The following is a 19,849-nucleotide window of genomic DNA, read 5'->3' as shown; positions in this document are numbered from 1 at the left end:
ACCCGGCGGCACCGTACATTGTTGGTGCAAATAAGGGCGAAAACTGCAATTTCAAGAGGGTTATTCGCCGGCATTCGCCAATGCCGCGAAACAACCGCGCCGCGCGCCGCCCAATTACGCGCATTTGCCGCCAGATCGACGGAAACGGCCGGTAACAACGCTTACCAGGCAAGTACTAGCTCGGCCCTAGAGGCTGCACTACACTCGACTCAAGCGTCGGAAAAGCGTGTTTACCCTAGCTGACCGCCGCCTGCATCCACCTGGCGCCGCATTCACCCGTCCCGAGAGGCGAGTACCGTGAAACTGACCTTTGCCATATCGGTGGTCGCGCTGGTACTGATTGCCGGCACCACCACCATCTGCCTGTCCGGAGCCGTCACCGACCGCACGACCGAATACGGAAGCGCGCGGGCGACGTTCGACCAGATGTTCAGCTCCCACCAGAAAATCTGTCGATGATGCGCCGGTCGCGCTTGGTCGGCCGGCCGTGCAGTTCGGCCGCCGGCTCGCGATACGTGCGCCGCCGCTCCAGTTCGGCGAGCCGCGCGACGCGCCCCGCTTCCGTTTCCTGGTAAAGCGTCTGCGCGATGCTCGCGGGCCCGCGCACGTCGCAAATGCCCAGCACGGCAATGTGCCAGACGACACCGTCGATCGCAATCTCGACCTCGTCGCCGACGCGCACGTCCTTTGCCGGCTTGACCGCCGCGCCGCCGATCTTCACGTGGCCCTTGTCGACCGCGTCCGATGCGAGCGAGCGCGTCTTGAAAAAGCGCGCCGCCCACAGCCATTTGTCGATGCGCAGCTTCGCGCCGGGTTCCGTCGAAATCCTGTAGTTCATCGCGTTCAACTCACCGTTTCGGGCTGCGCGGCCTTCACCGGCCAGCCCTGCAGATTCTCGGCGACGATCTCGCCCACCGCGCCGATCCACGCGGGCGCGCCGTTCAGGCACGGAATCCGGTGGAACGCCCGGCCGCCGCCCGCGATGAACTCGTCGCGCACCTCCATCCCGATCTCCTCGATCGTCTCCAGACAATCGGCCGTAAAACCGGGACAGAACACGTCCGCACGCCGCACGCCGGCCTCGCCGAGCTCGCGCAGCGTCGGCGCCGTGTACGGCTGCAGCCATTCGGCCTTGCCGAAGCGCGACTGGAACGTCACGCGGCATTCGAGCGTCGACAGCCCGAGCGCGGCCATCAGCAGCGCGCCCGTCTGCTGGCATTGGTCATGATAGGGGTCGCCCAGGTCGAGCGTGCGTTTCGGCACGCCGTGAAAGCTCAGCACGAGTTTGTCGCCGGCCGCGAAGTCGGGCCGGCCGTGCTGCGCCCAGTATTGGCGCACCTGCTCGGCCAGCGCGTGAATGTAGGCCGGATGGTCGGCGTACTGGCGCACCGTACGCACTTCCGGCTGGTTGCGCATCCGCGCGAGCGCGGCGAACGCGGCATCGAATGCCGTCGCGGTGGTGGACGCCGAGTATTGCGGATACATCGGCATCAGCAGCACGCGCTCGACGCCGGCGCGCTTGAACTGCGCGAGCGCGTGCGCAATATTCGGACTGCCATAGCGCATTGCGTAGTCGACCATCACCTGATAGCCGTTCGAGGCGAGCAGGTGGCGCACGCCTTCGGTCTGGCGCTCGGTGTACACGCGCAGCGGCGAGCCCTCGGGCATCCAGACGGCCGCGTATTTCTTCGCGGACGCGCGGCCGCGCAGCGGCAGGATCAGCGTGCGCAGCAGCACCTGCCAGACGGCCTGCGGGATTTCGACGACGCGGGGGTCCGACAGGAATTCGGTCAGATAGCGCCGCACCGCGCGCGGCGTCGGGGCGTCCGGCGTGCCGAGATTGATCAGCAGCACGCCGATGCGATGGGCAGCCGCGACGCTCGAAGGCGGCTCAAGATCGAAACGCATGGGCAGGAACGTGCTCGGGGCACGCAGTCGGACGGCCCTCAATTATAGCGGGCCGCCTCGCTCGGGTCGGCTGGCCGTTCGGCCGACTGGCGGCACACGCCGCGCCGCGGCACGATGGCGGGGCGGTGTCGGTCAGGTTACTGCTGGCTCAGCGTGAGCGACAACAGGCGCGCGGTGATGTCGACGATCGGAATCACGCGGTTGTACGCCATGCGGGTCGGGCCGATCACGCCAAGCGTGCCGACGATCTGGCCATTCACCTCGTACGGTGCGGTAACGACGCTCATTTCCTCGATCGGCACGAGCGTCGATTCACCGCCAATGAAGATCTGCACGCCCTGGGCGTGGCTCGACACGTCGAGCAGTTGCAGGAGGCCCGTCTTTTGGTCGAACACGTCGAACAGCTTGCGCAGCCGTGCCATGTCGGACGACAGGTCCGCCACTTCGAGCAGGTTGCGCTCGCCGGAAATGAGCACGGTGTCCTCGGTATCGGGCACCTCGGTGCTGGCCGTCACGGCGGCATGCATCAGCGTGGTCATGTCGCCGCGCAGCTGGTCGATCTCGTCGCGCAGGCGGCGGCGCACCTCGTCGAACGACAGCCCGGCGAAATGCGCGTTGATGTAGTTGGACGCCTCGGTGAGCTGCGACGGCGAATAGTCGCGCGGCGTCGCGAGCATCCGGTTCTGCACGTCGCCCTCGGGCGTGACGATGATCAGCAGGATGCGCTTGTCCGACAGGCGCATGAACTCGATCTGCTTGAACACGTGGCTGCGGCGCGGCGTCAGCACGACGCCCGCGAACTGCGACAGGTTCGACAGCACGCTCGCCGCGGCCGCCACGACCCGCTGCTGCGGCTCGCCGGCCTGCAGCGTGTTCTGCACCTGGCGCGCGACGGCCTCGGCGTCGATCGGCGCCTCGACCGTCAGCATCGTGTCGACGAACAGGCGATAGCCGCGCGGCGTCGGCACGCGGCCGGCCGACGTGTGCGGGCTCGACACGAGGCCGAGTTCCTCCAGGTCGGACATCACGTTGCGGATCGTTGCCGGGCTCAGCTCGAGGCCGGAGTAACGGGACAACGTGCGCGAGCCGACCGGCTGACCGTCGGCGATATACCGTTCGATCAGGGTTTTCAGGAGGGTTCGTGCGCGAGGATCTAGCATGGTAGAAAATTTTAGCGCAACCGCGCGAGCACGGCGAGTGGCCGCGGCCACAGTCGCGCGGGCTGACCGATCCGGCCCCGTGTGTGCACAGCCGGTTCTTTTCGTCAACGAGCTATGGTGTAATGCCGGCATGAAAACCGGTAATCAGTTCAATACTGTCGCGCTCGTCGGCCGGAGCAACACGCCCGGCATCGCCGAGCCGCTCGCCACGCTGGCTGGCTGCATCGCGAAGCTCGGCTTCGAGGTCGTGTTCGAAGCCGACACCGCGCGCGAGATCGGCATCGCCGGCTATCCGGCGCTCACCCCGGCGGAAATCGGGGCGCGCGCGGACGTGGCGGTCGTGCTCGGCGGCGACGGCACGATGCTCGGCATCGGCCGCCAGCTCGCGCCGTACAAGACACCGCTGATCGGGATCAACCACGGGCGGCTAGGCTTCATCACCGATATCGCGGCGGCCGACATGCAGGCGCTCGTCCCGGTGATCCTGTCGGGCAAGTTCGAGCGCGAGGAGCGCGCGCTGCTCGAGGCCCGGATCATGCGCGACGGCGAACCGATCTACCACGCGATCGCGTTCAACGACGTCGTCGTGAACCGCAGCGGCTTTTCCGGGATGGTCGAGCTGCGCGCATCGGTCGACGGCCGGTACATGTACAACCAGCGCTCGGACGGCCTGATCGTCGCCACGCCGACCGGCTCGACCGCGTACGCGCTGTCGTCGGCCGGCCCGATCCTCCATCCGCAGCTGGCGGGCATCGTGCTCGTGCCGATCGCGCCGCACGCGCTGTCGAACCGGCCGATCGTGCTGCCCGACGATTCGAAGATCGCGATCCAGATCGTCGGCGGCCGCGACGTCAACGTGAACTTCGACATGCAGTCGTTCACCGCGCTCGAACTGAACGACACGATCGAGGTGCGCCGCTCGAAGCACACCGTGCCGTTCCTGCACCCGGTCGGCTACAGCTACTACGCGACGCTGCGCAAGAAGCTGCACTGGAACGAACACGCATCGAACGAAGACGACAAGGCGTCCTGACGCACCACCGCCCGACACCATGCTCCGCCACCTCTCGATTCGCGACTTCGTCATCGTCGCCGCGCTCGATCTCGAATTCGACAGCGGCTTTACCGTCTTTTCCGGCGAAACCGGCGCCGGCAAATCGATCCTGATCGACGCCCTCGCCCTCGCCCTCGGCGAACGCGCCGACGCGAGCGTCGTGCGCGCCGGCTGCGGCCGCGCCGACATCACCGCCGAATTCACGCCGCACGACCGCGTCGCGCGCTGGCTCGACGAACACGCGTTCGACGCCGAGGACACCGTGATGCTGCGCCGCGTGATCGACGCGAACGGCCGCTCGCGCGCGTTCATCAACGGCACCAGCGCGACGCTCGCGCAGTTGCGCGGGCTCGGCGAGATGCTGGTCGACATCCACGGCCAGCACGCGCACCAGCTGCTGATGCGGCCCGACGCGCAGCGCGAGCTGTTCGACACGCACGCGGGGCTCGTCTCCGATGCCGCGAACGTCGCCCGCGCGTGGCGCGTATGGCGCGACGCAACGCAGGCGATCGACGCCGCGAAGGCGCACGAGCGCGAACTGCAGCTCGAACGCGAAAAACTCGCGTGGCAGCTCGCCGAACTCGACAAGCTCGCGCCGCAACCGGGCGAATGGGACGAAGTCGGCAGCGAGCACAAGCGGCTGTCGCACTCGGCAAACCTGATCGCCGGCGTGCAGGGCGCGCTCAACGCGCTGTCGGAGGCCGACGACGCGATGCTCCCGCAGCTCGGCGCGATCGTGTCGAAACTGCGCAGCCTGGCCGACTACGACACGGGGCTCGGCGATGCGCTCGCATCGCTCGAACCGGCCGAGATCCAGCTGCAGGAAGCCGTCTATTCGTTGTCGCACTACGCGCAGCGCCTCGATCTCGACCCGGCCCGGCTCGCGCAGGTCGAAACGCGCCTCGACGCGCTGCACTCGACCGCCCGCAAGTTCCGGCTGCCGCCCGACACGCTGCACGAGGAACATGCGGCACGCCGCGCGCAGCTGGCCGCGCTCGACGCGGCCGCCGATCTCGGCGCGCTCGAAGCCGCGCAGGCTAAGGCATGGGAAGCCTATCTCACCGATGCGAAGCAGCTGTCGAAGGCACGCGCGCAGGCCGCGAAGACGCTCGGCACAGCCGTCACGGCCGGCATGCAGGAACTGTCGATGGCGGGCGGCAGCTTCGAAGTCGCGCTCGTACCGCTCGCCGACGGCGGCCCGCATGGGCTCGAGCAGGTCGAATTCCGGGTCGCCGGGCACCCTGGCGTGCCGCTGCGGCCGCTCGCGAAGGTTGCGTCGGGCGGCGAACTCGCGCGGATCAGCCTCGCGCTGGCGGTGATCGCGAGCGCGGCAAGCCCGACGCCGACGCTGATCTTCGACGAAGTCGACACGGGGATCGGAGGCGGTGTCGCCGAAGTGGTCGGCCGCCTGCTGCACCAGCTCGGGCGCGACCGCCAGGTGCTGTGCGTGACGCACCTGCCGCAGGTCGCCGCGCGCGGCGACCATCACTTCCAGGTCGCGAAGGGCGCCGACGACCGCGGCGGCACCGTCTCGTCGGTCGTCCCGCTCGACAAGACGAGCCGGGTCGAGGAAGTCGCGCGGATGCTCGGCGGGCTCGAGATCACCGCCACGACGCGCAAGCACGCGAAGGAAATGCTGGCGGCCTGACACGCCCCCCGTTGACCGAATGCAAGAAGACCGGCGCATGCGCCGGTCTTTTTTTGCGGAAGGCGGCCGCTCGATCGCGCCCGCCCTGCCCCGCGGATTCGAAGCCTCGAGTCACAGCCTCGACTCGAACGCCCGACTCAAACGCCCGTTTCGGCTGCCCCGAACACCCGCTCCCACAGTGCCGTCACCGCCGCCCGCTCGTCGGCCACCAGGGCCGGATCGACCCGTGCCTTCTCCATCCCGTCGAGCCGCAGCTTGTGCTGCAGCTTCCGGTACTTGCGGTAGGCCGCGCCGACGCGCTCGGCTTCGTCCTCGCCCATCAGCCCGAACCGGGCGACCTCGCGCAGCAGTGCGATGTTGCCGGTGTTGCGGATCAGCTCGGCATCGCTCGACGCATGCAGCAGCACCCAGTACTGGACGATGAACTCGATGTCGACCATCCCGCCGCGATCGTGCTTCAGGTCGAACAGTTCGGTCTGGTTCGGATGGCCCGCGAACACCTTGCCGCGCATGTCGACGATTTCCTTCGCGAGCACCGCCCCGTCGCGCGGCGTCGTCAGCACCTGCTGGCGAATCGCCTCGAAATCCGCGCCGATCTGCGTGTCGCCCGCGCTGTAGCGGGCGCGCGTCAGCGCCTGATGCTCCCACACCCACGCCGTGTTCGCCGCATCGCCCTCGCGCAGCTGGTAGCGACGGAACGCGTCGAGATCGGTCACCAGCAGCCCGGCCTCGCCGTTCGGCCGCAGCCGCAGGTCGATGTCGAACAGCGCGCCCGCGCCGGTCGCGGTCGTGAGCCACGTGATCAGCCGTCGCGTGAACGTCGTGTAGACGTCCGCCGAGCGCTCGTCGGGGTCGTCGTACAGGAAGATCAGGTCGAGATCCGATGCGTAGCCGAGCTCCTTGCCGCCGAGCTTGCCGTACGCGATCACCGCGAACTTCGGCACGTCGCGATGGCGCTTCGCGAGCTGCGACCAGACCACTTCGATCGTCACGTCGAGCACCGCGTCGGCGAGCTCGGACAGGCGGTCGCTCACGTGCTCGACCGACAACTGGCCCGCCAGGTCGATCAGCAGGATGCGGAACACCTCGGCGTGCTGCGCATGCCGCAGCAGGTCCATCTGCTGCTCGGGGCCGTCGGCTGCCGCAAGGCGCGCGCGCAATGCATCCTTGAATGCGGGCCAGTCGAACGGGCTCGCGATCGCTTCGTCGTCAAGCAGTTCGTCGAGCAGTTGCGGATGGCGGATCAGGTAGCCGCCGCCCCAGCGCGTCGCGCCGAGCACCGACAGCACGCGGTCGAGCGCGGCCGGATACTCGGTCAGGAGCGCGAGATAGACGCCGCGCCGGCTGACCGTCTCGAGCAGGTCGAACAGCCGCACGATGGTGTCGTCGCGGCGCGCGGCATCGATTCGCGGCGCGGCCTCGAGCGCGCGCTGCGCGACGCTGTCGAAGCGCTGCCGGCTCTTTTCCGGCAGGCCCGCGTAGCGCGACGACTGCCAGATCGCGCGCAGCCGCGCGAGCACGGTTGCCGGATCGGTGAAACCCAGCCCGTCGAGACGCGCGAGCAGCGCATCGTCTTCGCCGTCGTCGGCGAGCGCCCCGCTCCAGATCCACGCAGCCGCCGTGTCCTCGCCCGCCGCGCAGGGGCCGCCGCTCACCTTGTCGGCGAAAATCTGGTCGAACTGTGCTTCGACGAAGGTGCGGTAGCCATCGAGCACCGTCATCAGCGCCGCGTAGTCGGCAAAACCGAGCGACGCGGCCAGCGCCGTGCGCTCGCCGGGATCGACCGGCATCGCATGCGTCTGCGCGTCGTCGCGGTACTGCAGCCGGTGCTCGAGCGTGCGCAGGAAGTTGTAGGCGTCGGTCAGCCGCTCGCGCACGTCTTCGCCGATCAGCCCGCGCGCCTGCGCGTGGCGCAGCACCGCGAGCGTCGGCCGCACGCGGAATTCCGCATCCTGGCCGCCGCGGATCAGCTGGAACACCTGCGCGCTGAATTCGATCTCGCGGATCCCGCCGCGCCCGAGCTTGATGTCGTCGGCCTTGTCGGGCCGCATCGACGCGCGGCGCGCGGCTTCGTGGCGAATCTGCTGGTGCAGCGAACGGATCGCGCCGATCACGCCGAAGTCGAGATAGCGGCGGTACACGAACGGCTTGACGATCGATTCGAGCTGCGACTCGAGCCGCTGCGCCGCGTCGCTGTCGCCCTCCGACACGAGCCGCCCCTTGATCCACGCGTAGCGCTCCCATTCGCGCCCCTGCACGTAGAAATATTCCTCGAGCATCCCGAGGCTGCAGACGAGCGGCCCCGAATCGCCGTTCGGGCGCAGCCGCATGTCGACGCGAAACACGTAGCCGTCGGCCGTGACCTCGGACAGCACGCCGATCAGGCGCCGGCCGAGCCGCGTGAAGTATTCCTGCGTGGACAGCGGCGAGCGCGTGCCGCCGGCCGTCTCGCCGTCGTCCTCGTAGACGAAGATCAGGTCGATGTCCGACGACACGTTGAGCTCGCGGCCGCCGAGCTTGCCCATCCCGACCACGCCCAGCACGACGCGCTGGCCGTCGGCGCCGCGCGGCTCGCCGTACATCGCCTCGAGTTCCGCCGACAGCAGCGCGAGCGAGCGTTGCACGGCCACTTCGGCGAGATCGGTCATCGCGCCCGTCACCTCGGCGACGTCCGCGAAGCCGCGCAGGTCGCGCTCCGCAACCGCGCCGAACACCTCGACACGCAACTGCCGCAGCGCGCGCTTCAGTTGCTCGTCGTTCGGCGCGGCCGTGCCGGCCGGTAGCGCGAGCAGCTCGCTCAGGCGCGCGTCGAGCTGCGCGCGGGAGAGCGGCGCGGCGGCCCACGCGGCGATCTGGTCGGACAGCGCGGGCCGCGCGGCGGCCGCGCGGGCGATGTAGCGGGAATAGGACTGGCTGATCAGGGCGGAAGCGTCGGTCATCGAAAAGCGGGCCTGGCGGTAAGGCCCGCCGCCGCGGGACGACGCATGCGCGCCCCGCTGCCGACAGGCCCCTTGGACTCGGCGCGGTGTCGCGACGCAGGTGCGCCGCCGCGAAAACCGCGCGCCGGAAAGCCCGTGCCGTGCTGCCGCAACGGCCGCCGGCACGAACCCGTGTGATACATTTCAACGTCAGTCTGCAAAACTACCATATCGCCGCCCTTCCGCCGCATGTCCGACCGTCAGGAATCCGCCGTAGCTGCGCCCGAAGCGGGACCTCCGAAGCACGATCATCCGGTCTTGCGTCGCGTATTCAGGGTGACGCTGGCAGTCGGGATCGGCACCTACTTCGTCGCGTCCGGCGCGCTCCTCGGGCTGCGCTACGTGCTGCTGCCGCGCATCGACGAATTCCGCCCGCGTATCGAGCGCGCGGTGTCCGACAAGCTCCACGCGCAGCTTTCGATCGGCAAACTGTCACCCAACTGGTCCGGCATGCAGCCGGGCGTCGAAGTCACCAACCTCACCATTCGCGGCCGCGACGGCCGGATCGCGCTGTCGGTCCCGCACGCGACGGCCGCGTTGTCGTGGATGTCGCTGCTGCGGCTGTCGCCCGCGCTGTCGAGCCTGATCGTCGATCACCCGGACCTCGTCGTCGCGCGCGCGGCCGACGGCTCGTTGAGCGTCGCGGGCGTCGGCGTCGCGACCACCCACGGCGGCAACGACACGTTCAGCACGTGGCTGCTGAAACAGGAAGCGATCGTGCTGCGCAACGGCACGCTGCGCTGGCGCGACGCGCAGCACGCCGCGCCGGAGCTCGCGCTGTCGGGCATCCGCCTCGCGGTGCTCAACCACGGCCGCGAGCACAAGGCCGCGCTGCAGGCGCCCGCGAACGGCACGCTGCTGCTCGGCCCGCTCGATTTCCGCGCGCGCTTCCGGCACAAGCCGCTCGCGCCGATCGGCAAGCCGACGAACTGGACGGGCGACGCGTATCTGTCGACCGGCCCGGTCGACCTGCAGACGCTCGGCCGCTATCTCGACCTGCCGCTCACGGTCCACGCGGGCCGGATCGACAACGCGATCTGGGCGACCTTCCAGGACGGCCACCTGCGCTCCGCCGGCGGCGACCTGCAGGGCGCCGACGTCGTGCTGCGCGTGCGGCCGACCCAGCCGCGCCTCGACGTGCCGACGGTCGGCTTCGGCTGGGACATGGCGCTGAACGCCGGCCGCGACTACACGCTGCACCTCACGCGCTTCAACGCGGAGCTCGGCCAGCCGCCGCTGCCGGACGGCACGCCGCTCGCCCGCTCGCTCGCGCTGTCGACGCTGACCGCCCGCTACCGCGTGCCGGCCGCCGACCAGGGGCAACTGCTGAGCGTCGTCGGCGATCGCGTCGATCTCGGCATCCTCAGCGAGTTCATCCGAGGGCTGCCGCTGCCGGCGCGCCTGCGCAACGAGCTGATCAAGCTCGACCCGCGCGGGATGGTGTCGAACTATCACATCGAGGTCGAACGCGCGAAGCCCGCGCGGGCCGACCTCGCCGACGAAGAACGGCGCACGGGCGCGGCGCCGATCGTCCGCTACCGCTTCCTCGGCGATCTGCAGGGCATCAGCGTCGCCGCGCAGGAGCCGCCGCCGGGCCTGTCCCCGCGCGGTCACCCGCGCGCCGGCTGGCCGGGCGTCGAGAATTTGTGGGGCCACATCGACGCGAACGAAACGGGCGGCAGCGCGCGCTTCGACACGGTCAACGCGGCCGTGACGGTGCCCGGCGAATTCGACGAGCCGCGCCTGACTTTCGACCGGCTGCGCGGCAACGCGAAATGGGTGATCACGCCGGCGCCGGGCGAGAAGCACGCGCGCGTCGACGTGACGTTGCCCGACTTCTTCGTCGCGAACCCCGATGCCGAAATCGCGGTGTCGGGCTCGTACACGAACCCCGGCCACGGCCGCGGCTCGCTCGACCTGCGCGCGGATTTCGCGCGTGCGTCGGTGGCGCGCATTCCGCGCTACCTGCCGACCGGGATGTCCGAGCATCTGCGCGACTATCTCGGCCATGCGCTGCAGGACGGCCGGGTGACCAAAGGCGCGTCGATCGTCGCGCGCGGCCCGCTCGAGAAATTCCCGTTCGAACACGAGCCGGATGCCGGCGTGTTCCATATCGTCGCGCCGTTCACCGGCGGGCGCTTCGAGCCGACGCCGTACCCGCCGCGCAAACTCGCGAACGGCACGCCGAGCGTCTGGCCGGCTCTCGACGGGATCGACGGCGTGTTCGAGCTCGCGCAGAACAAGCTGCGCTTCGACATCGCGCGCGCGCACTACAAGCGCGTCGTGCTGACGAAGGTCGCCGGCCGGATCGACGATCTCGGCAACCCGTCGAAGTCGCCGCTCATCATCGACGGCCATGCGCAGGGCCCGCTCGCGGACCTGATCGACTATGCGGACAACAGCTCGCTCGGCACGATGAGCGGGCACATCGGCCAGCGGATCGATGCGCAGGGGCCCGCGGCGCTCGCGCTCAAGATCACGATTCCGCAGCACGTACCGCATCCGCATACGCACATCGAAGGCGCACTCGCGTTCGGCGGCAACACGCTGTCGACCGACGGCGTGCCGCCGCTGTCCGCGCTGCGCGGCAGCGTGCGCTTCACGGAAGCCGGCGCATCGCTGCAGGGCCTGTCGGGGCGTTTCCTCGGCGGCCCGGTGCGCGCGAACGGCAACTTCCAGTCGCATGGCCCGTACGCGGTGGACGTCGACGGCAAGCTCGCGCTCGACGCGGCACGCGGCCTGAACCTGCGCGGCACGGCCGCGGCGCTGCTCGAGCACGTGGTCGGCGACGCGCCGTACCAGCTCGCCGTGCGCGGCGCGCCGGGCCGCCTGCCCGAGGTCACCGCACATTCCGACCTGACGGGCGTCGCGCTGAATTTCCCGGCGCCGTTCGCGAAACCGGCCGGCACGCCGATGCCGTTCCGCTTCACGCTGCAGCCCGCCGCCCAGGAGAACGGCAAGCGCCTCGAGCATGCCGACCTGACGCTCGGCCCCGTGTCCGCGACCTACCTGCTCGACGCGACGCGCGGCCAGCCGCTGCGCGCGGTGCGCGGCGCGATGGGCATCCACCGGATGCCCGACCTGCCGCAGGACGGCGTGAGCGCCGCCGTCGACGTCGACGAACTGGACGCCGACGCATGGCTCACCCTGGCCCGCACGCTGCAACGCGACACGCCGCGCGCGCCGGAGCAGGCCACGCCGCGCATCGACATCGCGAGCTTCACGCCGAAGCGCTTCGCGCTCCACTTCGGCACGCTGAAGCTGCTCAAGCGCAACTGGGAAAACGTGATCATCGGCGCGTCGCACGTCGACGAGCTGTGGCAGGCGAACATCGCGTCGAACCAGGTCTCGGGCTACCTGTCGTGGGAGCCGGGCGGCGGCCATAACGGTGCGGGCGTGCTGAACGCGCGGCTCGCGAAGCTCGTGATTCCGCAGAGCGCGCAGCACGACCTCGTCGGCCGTGCGATGAACCTGCCGACGCCGACCGACCGGCCGATGCCGTCGGTCGACCTGATCGTCGACCAGGTCGTCGCGCGCGATCACGACATCGGCCGGCTCGTCGTCAATGCGCGCAACATCGAGGAAGACGGCGCGCCGGTGTGGCAGCTCGACAAGCTCGAGCTGGCGAACCCGGCCGCGAAGCTGACGGCGACCGGCAACTGGCGCACGTCGCGCCGCGCGCTGGCCCGCGGCGTCGACGAAAACGATGCGCCACGCCGCAGCGTGTTCGACTTCAAGCTCGACGTCGGCAACGCGGGCGCGCTGCTCGGCCTCGTCGGCCTGCCGCGCACGCTCGCGGACGGCCATGGCACGGTGACCGGCAAGGTCGGCTGGCGCGGCGGTCCGACCGCGGTCGATCTCCCGTCGCTCGGCGGCCAGGTCGCGCTCGACCTCGAGCACGGCCAGATCCTGAAGGTCGATCCGGGTGCGGCGAAACTGCTCGGCGTGCTGAGCCTGCAAAGCCTCGCGCGCTTCCTGACGCTGAATTTTCGCGATGTGGTCGGCAAGGGGCTGCCGTTCGACAAGATCACCGGCACCAGCCGGATCTCGAACGGGATCGCACGCACCGACGACTTCTCGATGACGACGGCGCCAGCGAACGTGACCGTGCGCGGCGCGGTCGACCTCGGCACCGAGACGCAGGACCTGCACGCGCACGTCGCGCCGAAGATCGGCGCCGGCACGGCGGCGATCGCGGCCGCGATCATCAATCCACTGCTCGGCGTCGGCGTGCTGGCCGCGAACTACGCGCTGTCGGAGACGCTGTCGCACGCGTTCGCGCTCGACTACGCGATCACGGGCTCGTGGGCGCATCCGCACATCGAGCGGGTGCGGGGCGATCAGGGTAAGATGAATCACGGTCCGGCCGACGCGGCGACCCATTGATGATCGCTCGATGATGCCGGGCCGCACCCCATTTATGACGCAACCGATCCTGCGATGACCGATCACACCCGTTCCGCCACGCCCTTTCAGGTCGCCGCGCTGCAGATGGTGAGCACGCCGGACGTCGCGCGCAATCTCGCCGAAGCCGGCCGCCTGATCGCGGAAGCGGCGAGCGATGGTGCACAGCTCGTGCTGCTGCCCGAGTATTTCTGCTTCATGGGCCACCGCGACACCGACAAGCTCGCGCTTGCCGAACCCTACCGCGACGGTCCGATCCAGCGTTTTCTCGCGAAGGCCGCGCACCGCCACGGCATCTGGGTGATCGGCGGCACACTGCCGCTGAAGGCGCCGGAACCCGATCGCGTACTGAACACGACGCTCGTGTTTGACCCGAACGGCCACGAGGCGGCCCGTTACGACAAGATCCACCTGTTCAACTTCGAGAAAGGCGACGAATCGTTCGACGAGGCGCGCACGATCCGCGCGGGCGACACGGTCGTCACGTTCGACGCGCCGTTCGGGCGGGTCGGCCTGTCGGTCTGTTACGATCTGCGCTTTCCGGAGCTGTATCGCAGGATGGGCGACTGCGCGCTGATCGTCGTGCCGTCCGCGTTTACGTATACGACGGGCCGCGCGCACTGGGAAATGCTGCTGCGCGCGCGGGCCGTCGAGAACCAGTGCTACGTGCTCGCGGCCGCGCAGGGCGGCAAGCACGAGAACGGCCGGCGCACCTGGGGCCACAGCATGCTGATCGACCCGTGGGGCGAGATCGTCGCGGTCCACGACGAAGGCGCGAGCGTCGTGACCGGCGCGCTCGATCCGCAGCGCATCGCCGAGGTGCGCCAGAGCCTGCCCGCGTGGCGGCATCGCGTGCTGGCCTGAACCGCTGAACCGCCGCGGCGCTTGAAACCCCGCCCGGCCAACCCATCTGCCCAGAACGCACCCGACAACTTTTTGAGAACCCTCGATACCCGCATGAACATCATCGAACCCGGCATCCGCAATCTTGCGCTGGCGAAGGACATCCTCCTCACGCCGTACGGCCTCGACGAGAGCCTGCTCACGCGCACGATCGCCGACATCTTCACGCATCGCGTCGACTACGCGGACCTGTACTTCCAGGCGACCCGCAGCGAAGCGTGGAGCCTCGAGGAAGGCATCGTGAAGTCGGGCAGCTTCAGCATCGACCAGGGCGTCGGCGTGCGCGCGGTCGCGGGCGACCGCACCGCGTTCGCTTATTCGGACGACCTGTCGCCGGAAGCCATCGCGCAGGCGGCCGCGGCCACCAAGGCGATCGCGGCGGCCGGCGGCGGCCGTCAGAAGATCAAGGCCGCGACGTCGCTGAAGGGCATCTCGGGCCGCGACCTGTACCTGCCGTCCGATCCGCTCGCATCGCTCGACGCGACCGCCAAGGTCAAGCTGCTCGAGCGCATCGAGCAGATGGCGCGCGGCCGCGATCCGCGCGTCACGCAGGTGATGGCGGGCCTTGCCGGCGAATACGACGTCGTGCTGGTCGCGCGCAGCGACGGTGCGCTCGCCGCCGACATCCGCCCGCTCGTGCGCGTGTCGGTCACGGTGATCGCCGAACAGAACGGCCGCCGCGAGATCGGCTCCGGCGGCGGCGGCGGCCGCTTCGACTACGGCTACTTCACCGATGACGTGCTGTCGCGCTACGTCGACGACGCCGTGCACGCGGCGCTCGTCAACCTCGACGCGCGCCCCGCGCCGGCCGGCGCGATGACGGTCGTGCTCGGGCCGGGTTGGCCGGGCGTGCTGCTGCACGAAGCGATCGGCCACGGCCTCGAGGGCGACTTCAACCGCAAGGGTTCGTCGGCGTTCGCCGGCCGGATCGGCGAGCAGGTCGCCGCGAAGGGCGTGACCGTCGTCGACGACGGCACGCTGCCGAACCGCCGCGGCTCGCTGAACATCGACGACGAAGGCAACCCGACGCAGTGCACGACGCTGATCGAGGACGGCATCCTGAAGGGCTACATCCAGGACACGCTGAACGCGCGCCTGATGAAGATGCCGGTCACCGGCAACGCGCGGCGCGAATCGTACGCGGCGCTGCCGATGCCGCGCATGACCAACACGTACATGCTCAACGGCGACAAGGATCCGCAGGAAATCATCGCGTCGGTGAAGAACGGCCTGTACGCGGTGAACTTCGGCGGCGGCCAGGTCGACATCACGAACGGCAAGTTCGTGTTCTCGGCGTCCGAGGCGTACATGATCGAGAACGGCAAGATCACCTACCCGGTGAAGGGCGCGACGCTGATCGGCAGCGGCCCGGAATCGCTGAAGTACGTGAGCATGATCGGCAACGACATGTCGCTCGACTCGGGCGTCGGTGTGTGCGGCAAGGAAGGCCAGAGCGTGCCGGTCGGCGTCGGCCAGCCGACCCTGCGCATCGACAAGATGACGGTCGGCGGTACGGCATAACCGCATCGCGGCGCAGACAATCCGCGCGCTTCGACGAATACGTGCGGATTATCCGCATTTTTGAGCACCCCCGGTTGCCAGCCGCACGGCGACCGGGTATAAATTCCGAATCAACTTTTTTGACGAACCGAATCTCCGTCATGTCCGCCAAGTTTTATTTTTACTTTTTTTGGCATCTCAGACCGCTGGCGGATCGAGAGGGTTGATGGCGCGTAAAGCGCAACCGAAATTCCCGAAAAACCGCCGGCGAACCCGGCGGTTTTTTTTCGCCCTTCGCCATCCGGTCGCCGCCGCAGCGGATCCCGCGGCCCCGACCGAAACCACTGAATCGCTTGAATTGATGAATCTGCCGCACGCGCATTGACCGAACGGCGCCCGGAACCAAGGAGAAACAACATGCCCCCGCACAATACCGACGACGTCCGCATCCGCGAACTCAAGGAACTGACGCCGCCCGCCCACCTGATCCGCGAATTCGCGTGCTCCGAGGCCGCGTCCGAGCTGATCTACAACTCGCGCCAGTCGATGCACCGCATCCTGCACGGGATGGACGACAGGCTGATCGTCGTGATCGGGCCGTGCTCGATCCACGATACGAAGGCGGCGATCGAGTACGCGGGGCGGCTCGTGAAGGAGCGCGAGCGCTTCAAGGGCGAACTGGAAATCGTGATGCGCGTGTACTTCGAGAAGCCGCGCACGACGGTCGGCTGGAAGGGGCTCATCAACGATCCGCACCTGGACAACAGCTTCAAGATCAACGAAGGGCTGCGCACCGCGCGCGAACTGCTGCTGCAGATCAACGAGATGGGGCTGCCGGCCGCGACCGAATACCTCGACATGATCAGCCCGCAGTACATCGCCGACCTGATCTCGTGGGGCGCGATCGGCGCGCGCACGACCGAGTCGCAGGTGCACCGCGAACTGGCGTCGGGGCTGTCGTGCCCGGTCGGCTTCAAGAACGGCACCGACGGCAACGTGAAGATCGCGGTCGACGCGATCAAGGCCGCATCGCAGCCGCACCATTTCCTGTCGGTGACCAAGGGCGGCCATTCGGCGATCGTGTCGACGGCCGGCAACGAAGACTGCCACGTGATCCTGCGCGGCGGCAAGGCGCCGAACTACGACGCGGACAGCGTGAACGCCGCGTGCGCGGACATCGGCAAGGCCGGCCTCGCCGCACGCCTGATGATCGACGCGAGCCACGCGAACAGCTCGAAGAAGCACGAGAACCAGATTCCCGTGTGTGCGGACATCGGCCGCCAGGTCGCGGCCGGCGACGAGCGCATCGTCGGCGTGATGATCGAGTCGCACCTCGTCGAAGGGCGCCAGGACCTGAAGGAAGGCTTCCCGCTGACCTACGGCCAGAGCATCACCGACGCATGCATCGCGTGGGACGACAGCGTGAAGGTGCTCGAAGGCCTCGCGGAATCGGTGAAGGCACGCCGCGTCGCGCGCGGCAGCGGCAACTGACGCACACCAACAGGCCGACCGCATGACCCCGCCTGGCGTGGGGTTGGCCATGCGGTCAGCCTGCGGATGTCGTTTCGCCCTGCTAGACTAGCTAACATTATCTAGCTAACCAGGGACGATCATGCCGACCATCAACATGCACGACGCCAAGTCGAGGCTCTCGAGCCTCGTCGAAGCACTTGAATTGGGGCGTGAATCCGAAGTCGTGATTGCCCGCAACGGTCATCCGGTCGCCCGGATCGTGCCTTACGTGGCGCCGAAGCGGATCGGCGCCGCCCGCCAGTTGCTTGCCGGGCTCAACATCCCGACGACGGTCGAGGCATTCAATGCCGGCGATGAATCGATCGCCGCCGACTTCGACGCCAGTTCGGAGCAGGGACTCGCACCGTGAAGCTGCTGCTCGATACGCATATCGCACTATGGGCCGCCGAAGGGGCGCCTCAACTTTCGGCGACCGCGGTCGCGTTGATCGAGCATCCCGAGAACACGCTGTACGTCAGCGCCGCGTCCATCTGGGAAATCGCGATCAAATATCGCAAGGGCAATCTACCTGTTCATCCGCGCGATGCACGTTCAGCGTTCCGGCTCGCAGGATTTGCGGAGTTGCCGATCAGCAGCGATCACGTCGAAGGCGTCGCCACACTACCGGATTTTCCGGATCATGTCGATCCGTTCGACCGCGTGATGGTCGCGCAGGCGCTCCATGAAGGCATGCCGCTCGTCAGCGCCGATCCCAAAGTGTGGCGCTATCACGCCACGCTGATGCTGCGCGCCTGATGCGCTGCCCGCTACACAAGCAAAGCCCGGCTCGCGCCGGGCTTTTCATTGCGTTGGCCGAAACCGTCCGTCAGGATCTCACTCGAGCGCGCCCGAGCCGAAGATCTCGGTATTGATGCGTTCCGGCGCGACGCCGAGCGCGACCAGCGCGTCGCGTTGCGCCTTCATGAACGCGATCGGGCCGCAGATGTAGTAGTCGGCATCCGGCACCAGCGCATATTGCTTCACGCGCTCCTGCGTCAGGCGCCCCTCGAGATCGTAATCGACGCCGACACGGTCGTTCGGGCCGACCAGCTCGTACAGCACCGTGCGCTTCACGTTCGCGTGTTCGCGCACCGTATCGTTCAGCCAGTCGCGGAACGCATGCACCGCACCCGACCGGCATGCGTGGACGAACCGCACCTCACGCTTGCTGCCTTCGCCGACCAGCGTCGATGCCATCGACACCATCGGGGTCAGGCCGACACCGCCGGAGATCAGCACGACCGGCGTATCGACGCCGCGCTTCAGCGAAAACTCGCCCATCGGCGCCGTCACCTCGACGATCGCGCCCTCCTCCACGCCGTCATGCATCAGCGTCGACACCTTGCCGGCCGGGATCGCTTCCGGCTTGCCGGCCTCGCGCTTCACCGAGATGCGCAGCCACTTGCCGTGCGGCGCGTCGGACAGGCTGTACTGGCGCGGCTGGTCGACACCGAGGTCGCCGACGAAGCGCTTCACGGTGATGTACTGGCCCGGCTCGAAGGTCGGCGCCTCGCCACCGTCGGCCGGGCTCAGGTAGAACGACGTGATCTCGTCGCTCTCGCGCACCTTGCGCGCCACCTTGAACGGACGGAAGCCGCTCCATGCAGCCCCCGCGTACAGGTTGGCCTCGACGCCGATCAGGATCCGCGCGAGCTGGCCGTACGCGACGCGCCATGCCTCGAGCGTTTGCGCATCGACCGCGTCACCGAGCACCTCGACGATCGACGCGAGCAGGTTCTCGCCGACGATCGGGTAATGCTCGGGGCGAATGTTCAGGCTCGCGTGCTTGTGCGCGATGTGCGACACCGCACCGCCGAGCGCGCCGAGATTGTCGATGTTCGCCGCATACGCGTAGACCGCCTTCGCGAGCGTTTCCGGCTGGCTGCCGCTCTTCTGGTGCGTCTGGTTGAACAGGTTCTTCAGTTCCGGATGGCGCGCGAACATGCGCTGGTAGAAGTGCTTCGTGATCGTCGCGCCGTGCACGGCGAGGACAGGGGCAGTGGCCTTCACGCGAGCCATCTGATCAGCGGTGATATCGGTCATGTTCGTTCTCCGTTAAACATGCACATACGATACATCTTTAAAAATCGATGCCCCTCGGGCAAATTGTCGCAGTGCGGAAAAAACGACAGCAGGCGTCAGCGGACGCGGCCGCGCTCCCACAGCACGTCCGAGCCGCCATCTGCGCGGTTCAGCACGCGCGCCAGCACGAACAGCAGGTCCGACAGCCGGTTCACGTATCGCCGCGGCGCATCGTTGAGCGTCTCGGTGCGCCCGAGCGCGACGATCGAGCGCTCGGCGCGGCGGCACACCGTCCGGCAGACGTGCGCAAGCGACGCCGCGCGCGAGCCGGCCGGCAGGATGAATTCCTTCAGCGGCGGCAGCGTCGCGTTGTAGTCGGCGAGCCACCGGTCGAGGCGCGCGAGGTGCGTATCGTCGAGCACCGTATGACCCGGAATGCACAGCTCGCCGCCCAGATCGAACAGGTCGTGCTGGATCGTGACGAGCGCGGTGCGGACGTCGTCCGGAAGCGGCTCGGCGAGCAGCACGCCGAGGGTCGAGTTCAGTTCGTCGACGTCGCCGATCGCGGCGATCCGCGCGTCGTCCTTGCCGATGCGCCGCCCGTCGCCGAGACCGGTGGTGCCGTCGTCGCCCGTGCGCGTGGCGATCTTGCTCAAGCGGTTGCCCATGCGAATGTCCTCTCGTGCGCGGCCGCAACGCGGCCCGGTTGCATTGGAACGCGATTATCGCAGCCTGCGGCGGGGGCCGCAGCAGGCGTTGC

Annotated in this window: 16 protein-coding genes; 9 read left to right on the top strand and 7 right to left on the bottom strand. The window is 68.5% G+C overall.

Features of this window, described 5'->3' with window-relative positions; genetic code table 11:
- The first annotated feature begins 297 nt into the window (after window positions 1–297).
- The gene (locus AC1Z3W_RS22010; RefSeq protein WP_006476841.1) at window positions 298–459 is read left to right on the top strand and encodes a hypothetical protein; all 162 of its coding nucleotides are present in this window, start codon (window positions 298–300) and stop codon (window positions 457–459) included.
- Here AC1Z3W_RS22010 and AC1Z3W_RS22005 read toward each other — a convergent pair.
- The 3 genes from AC1Z3W_RS22005 to hrcA all read right to left on the bottom strand — a co-directional run bounded on the left by AC1Z3W_RS22005 (window position 431) and on the right by hrcA (window position 3,068).
- The gene (locus AC1Z3W_RS22005; RefSeq protein WP_057926710.1) at window positions 431–838 is read right to left on the bottom strand and encodes an RNA-binding S4 domain-containing protein; all 408 of its coding nucleotides are present in this window, start codon (window positions 836–838) and stop codon (window positions 431–433) included. The two genes, AC1Z3W_RS22010 and AC1Z3W_RS22005, sit on opposite strands and share 29 nt — an antisense overlap.
- 5 nt (window positions 839–843) lie before the next feature.
- Window positions 844–1,908, bottom strand: coding sequence for a ferrochelatase (gene hemH, locus AC1Z3W_RS22000; RefSeq protein WP_483508424.1), 1,065 nt, complete (start codon window positions 1,906–1,908; stop codon window positions 844–846).
- A gap of 137 nt (window positions 1,909–2,045) precedes the next feature.
- Window positions 2,046–3,068, bottom strand: a complete 1,023-nt coding sequence (gene hrcA / locus AC1Z3W_RS21995; protein ID WP_011544637.1) for a heat-inducible transcriptional repressor HrcA — start codon at window positions 3,066–3,068, stop codon at window positions 2,046–2,048.
- Window positions 3,069–3,198: 130 nt separating this feature from the next.
- Between hrcA and AC1Z3W_RS21990 the strand changes: the two genes are divergently transcribed.
- Window positions 3,199–4,101 carry an NAD kinase gene (locus AC1Z3W_RS21990; RefSeq protein ID WP_483508423.1) on the top strand — a complete coding sequence of 301 codons (903 nt, stop codon included), beginning with the start codon at window positions 3,199–3,201 and terminating at the stop codon, window positions 4,099–4,101.
- A 19-nt stretch (window positions 4,102–4,120) separates the two neighbouring features.
- Window positions 4,121–5,770 (top strand): DNA repair protein RecN, encoded by a 1,650-nt coding sequence (gene recN / locus AC1Z3W_RS21985; protein WP_483508422.1) that lies wholly within the window; start codon window positions 4,121–4,123, stop codon window positions 5,768–5,770.
- Window positions 5,771–5,907: 137 nt separating this feature from the next.
- Here recN and glnE read toward each other — a convergent pair whose 3' ends face one another.
- The gene (glnE, locus tag AC1Z3W_RS21980; RefSeq protein WP_124834319.1) at window positions 5,908–8,709 is read right to left on the bottom strand and encodes a bifunctional [glutamate--ammonia ligase]-adenylyl-L-tyrosine phosphorylase/[glutamate--ammonia-ligase] adenylyltransferase; all 2,802 of its coding nucleotides are present in this window, start codon (window positions 8,707–8,709) and stop codon (window positions 5,908–5,910) included.
- 228 nt (window positions 8,710–8,937) lie between these two features.
- Between glnE and AC1Z3W_RS21975 the strand changes: the two genes are divergently transcribed.
- From AC1Z3W_RS21975 to tldD, 3 genes are all read left to right on the top strand, one after another.
- Window positions 8,938–13,134 (top strand): YhdP family phospholipid transporter, encoded by a 4,197-nt coding sequence (locus AC1Z3W_RS21975; protein WP_483508421.1) that lies wholly within the window; start codon window positions 8,938–8,940, stop codon window positions 13,132–13,134.
- Between the two features lie 54 nt (window positions 13,135–13,188).
- Complete coding sequence (locus AC1Z3W_RS21970) at window positions 13,189–14,016, top strand: carbon-nitrogen hydrolase family protein (protein WP_483508420.1); 828 nt, start codon at window positions 13,189–13,191, stop codon at window positions 14,014–14,016.
- A gap of 93 nt (window positions 14,017–14,109) precedes the next feature.
- Entirely contained in the window at window positions 14,110–15,576 is a 1,467-nt protein-coding gene (gene tldD, locus AC1Z3W_RS21965; RefSeq protein ID WP_057926717.1) for a metalloprotease TldD, read from the top strand.
- A 110-nt stretch (window positions 15,577–15,686) separates the two neighbouring features.
- Here the strand turns inward: tldD and AC1Z3W_RS21960 are convergent, their stop codons facing one another.
- Window positions 15,687–15,974, bottom strand: coding sequence for a hypothetical protein (locus tag AC1Z3W_RS21960; RefSeq protein WP_162492268.1), 288 nt, complete (start codon window positions 15,972–15,974; stop codon window positions 15,687–15,689).
- Here AC1Z3W_RS21960 and aroG point away from each other — a divergent pair.
- From aroG to AC1Z3W_RS21945, 3 genes are all read left to right on the top strand, one after another.
- A complete protein-coding gene (gene aroG, locus AC1Z3W_RS21955; protein ID WP_057926718.1) occupies window positions 15,973–17,046 on the top strand; it encodes a 3-deoxy-7-phosphoheptulonate synthase AroG in 1,074 nt (357 codons plus the stop codon). The two genes, AC1Z3W_RS21960 and aroG, sit on opposite strands and share 2 nt — an antisense overlap.
- 121 nt (window positions 17,047–17,167) lie before the next feature.
- The gene (locus AC1Z3W_RS21950; RefSeq protein WP_057926719.1) at window positions 17,168–17,437 is read left to right on the top strand and encodes a type II toxin-antitoxin system Phd/YefM family antitoxin; all 270 of its coding nucleotides are present in this window, start codon (window positions 17,168–17,170) and stop codon (window positions 17,435–17,437) included.
- The gene (locus AC1Z3W_RS21945; RefSeq protein WP_483508419.1) at window positions 17,434–17,823 is read left to right on the top strand and encodes a type II toxin-antitoxin system VapC family toxin; all 390 of its coding nucleotides are present in this window, start codon (window positions 17,434–17,436) and stop codon (window positions 17,821–17,823) included. Before AC1Z3W_RS21950 ends, AC1Z3W_RS21945 begins: the two co-directional genes overlap by 4 nt.
- A 78-nt stretch (window positions 17,824–17,901) precedes the next feature.
- Here AC1Z3W_RS21945 and hmpA read toward each other — a convergent pair whose 3' ends face one another.
- On the bottom strand, window positions 17,902–19,110 hold the full coding sequence (hmpA, locus tag AC1Z3W_RS21940; RefSeq protein ID WP_483508418.1) for an NO-inducible flavohemoprotein: 1,209 nt from the start codon (window positions 19,108–19,110) through the stop codon (window positions 17,902–17,904).
- Window positions 19,111–19,205: 95 nt separating this feature from the next.
- Complete coding sequence (locus tag AC1Z3W_RS21935) at window positions 19,206–19,757, bottom strand: cob(I)yrinic acid a,c-diamide adenosyltransferase (protein ID WP_057926722.1); 552 nt, start codon at window positions 19,755–19,757, stop codon at window positions 19,206–19,208.
- Window positions 19,758–19,849 lie beyond the last annotated feature (92 nt).

The organism is Burkholderia sp. 10_S31, assembly GCF_056930375.1.
This window is presented reverse-complemented; position numbering and strand designations above follow the sequence as displayed.

What these genes read in the sequence shown, in the direction of transcription:
- AC1Z3W_RS21970 (WP_483508420.1), top strand. Translation starts at nt 13,189, where the DNA reads ATGACCGATCACACCCGTTCCGCCACGCCCTTTCAGGTCGCCGCGCTG.
- tldD (WP_057926717.1), top strand. Translation starts at nt 14,110, where the DNA reads ATGAACATCATCGAACCCGGCATCCGCAATCTTGCGCTGGCGAAGGAC.
- AC1Z3W_RS21950 (WP_057926719.1), top strand. Translation starts at nt 17,168, where the DNA reads ATGCCGACCATCAACATGCACGACGCCAAGTCGAGGCTCTCGAGCCTC.
- glnE (WP_124834319.1), bottom strand. Translation starts at nt 8,709, where the DNA reads ATGACCGACGCTTCCGCCCTGATCAGCCAGTCCTATTCCCGCTACATC.
- aroG (WP_057926718.1), top strand. Translation starts at nt 15,973, where the DNA reads ATGCCCCCGCACAATACCGACGACGTCCGCATCCGCGAACTCAAGGAA.
- hmpA (WP_483508418.1), bottom strand. Translation starts at nt 19,110, where the DNA reads ATGACCGATATCACCGCTGATCAGATGGCTCGCGTGAAGGCCACTGCC.
- AC1Z3W_RS21935 (WP_057926722.1), bottom strand. Translation starts at nt 19,757, where the DNA reads ATGGGCAACCGCTTGAGCAAGATCGCCACGCGCACGGGCGACGACGGC.
- AC1Z3W_RS22005 (WP_057926710.1), bottom strand. Translation starts at nt 838, where the DNA reads ATGAACTACAGGATTTCGACGGAACCCGGCGCGAAGCTGCGCATCGAC.
- AC1Z3W_RS21975 (WP_483508421.1), top strand. Translation starts at nt 8,938, where the DNA reads ATGTCCGACCGTCAGGAATCCGCCGTAGCTGCGCCCGAAGCGGGACCT.
- recN (WP_483508422.1), top strand. Translation starts at nt 4,121, where the DNA reads ATGCTCCGCCACCTCTCGATTCGCGACTTCGTCATCGTCGCCGCGCTC.
- hemH (WP_483508424.1), bottom strand. Translation starts at nt 1,908, where the DNA reads ATGCGTTTCGATCTTGAGCCGCCTTCGAGCGTCGCGGCTGCCCATCGC.
- hrcA (WP_011544637.1), bottom strand. Translation starts at nt 3,068, where the DNA reads ATGCTAGATCCTCGCGCACGAACCCTCCTGAAAACCCTGATCGAACGG.
- AC1Z3W_RS21990 (WP_483508423.1), top strand. Translation starts at nt 3,199, where the DNA reads ATGAAAACCGGTAATCAGTTCAATACTGTCGCGCTCGTCGGCCGGAGC.
- AC1Z3W_RS21960 (WP_162492268.1), bottom strand. Translation starts at nt 15,974, where the DNA reads ATGTTGTTTCTCCTTGGTTCCGGGCGCCGTTCGGTCAATGCGCGTGCG.